Annotated in this window: 2 protein-coding genes; both read left to right on the top strand. The window is 43.0% G+C overall.

Annotated elements, in window-relative coordinates; translation table 11 throughout:
* A partial coding sequence (locus HW443_RS11125; protein ID WP_176238215.1) for an IS66 family transposase occupies positions 1-1118 on the top strand: 1118 nt, incomplete at its 5' end.
* 217 nt (positions 1119-1335) lie between these two features.
* Positions 1336-1464, top strand: a complete 129-nt coding sequence (locus HW443_RS13485) for a hypothetical protein (RefSeq protein ID WP_258190524.1) — start codon at positions 1336-1338, stop codon at positions 1462-1464.
* Positions 1465-1573 lie beyond the last annotated feature (109 nt).

The following is a 1573-nucleotide window of genomic DNA, read 5'->3' on the forward strand; positions in this document are numbered from 1 at the left end:
CCTGGGTGCTCTTCTGGTATTTCCACAGTAGAATGACCGAAAACAGGATCCACCAGATGCTCACTGATATAGGGATTCGTATCTCTGTAGGAGAAATTTCCAATATCATTACCAAGAATCATGAGGGGTTTCATCAGGAGAAGAGAGAGATTATAAGGGCAGGGATACAGAGTTCATCCTACCAGCATATCGATGATACCGGGGCCCGGGTCCAGGGAACCAATCAGCACTTTACCGTCCTTTGTAATGACTATTTCTCGGCCTTCTTCATCAATCCCAAAAAAGACCGCCTAACAGTCATCGGCATTTTAAGCCAGGAAGAAGAGCTCTCCTACCTGATTAACCCCTATGCCCTTGGCTTTCTTGAGCAAAAACTGAAGGCCTCAGTTCTCTCCTCTCTAAAGCCCCTTCTTAAGATGGGGGTGATGGGAAGGGAGAGATTTGAGAAGGAATTGAATCTCCTGATACCTGAGCTGAAGGACCGCCATAAGACCATGATACTGGAAGCAGCGGCTATAGCCTCCTACCAGGAAAACCAGGCCAGTCCCATCATCCAGAGGCTTGTTTGTGATGATGCCAGGCAGTTCTATTACATTACCCCTCTGCGGGCCCTCTGTTGGATCCATGAAGAAAGACACTACGTAAAGCTAACCCCTTTACTTGCTCATCATCAGAGACTTTTGGATGACTTTAGAGCTCGAATCTGGGAGTATTATTACCAGCTTACCGAATATAAAAAGAATCCAGGTGAAGAAGAAAAGATACGCCTCGCTCATCTATTCGAGGAAATCTTCTCCACTAAAACAGGATATGAGGATTTAGACAATCGTATAGAGCTGACCAAAAAGAAAAAGGACTTTCTGCTGGTGGTTCTGGACTATCCTGATACCCCACTCCATAACAACCCTGCCGAACTGGCCTTAAGAATGTATGTTATTAAACGCAAAATTAGCTTTGGAACAAGGTCTGCTGATGGGACAAAGAGCTGGGAGACCTTCTTTACGATTATGGACACCTGCCGTAAGCTTGGCATCAATTTCAGGGATTATCTCTATGACAGAATCTCTAAGCAAAACAAAATGCCATCTCTCTCCTCCCTCATCCCAATTCCTCCATGAACATATTTGCAATCACAAAGGGAATATTGCATAATTATCCATGTTTCTATGACTACCCTACTAATAACTTTCCACAAGTTATTGAGCAGTTACAAGAAATGCCTTACAGGCATTCAGAAGCGGTTTGAACAATAGGCCCGTAAGACTGACTGATGACGTTTATATGACACTAGTTAACCAACTAGCGAGATATTATTTAAATAAGGAATGGGATGAAGTGATAGATCTAATTGTTAAGGAATCGCCCATGCACCGCGGCGCACCACGTCGCATGAAAATTGTGTTATTTTCAAGGGAGTACAGCGAAGAGCTAATAAAAGAGATTGAGAAGAATATCTTGAAGTGAATTATTCACAAGAGCGCATTGCGGAATCAGACTCCAAGTTTAACAAATGCTTTCACCCTGATTTTATCAAACTTGTTCTATCAAAATTGATTCGACTACCTCTAATTGG

Origin of the sequence: Candidatus Hakubella thermalkaliphila, assembly GCF_013281975.1 — a bacterium.
GTDB lineage: Bacteria > Actinomycetota > Humimicrobiia > Hakubellales > Hakubellaceae > Hakubella > Hakubella thermalkaliphila.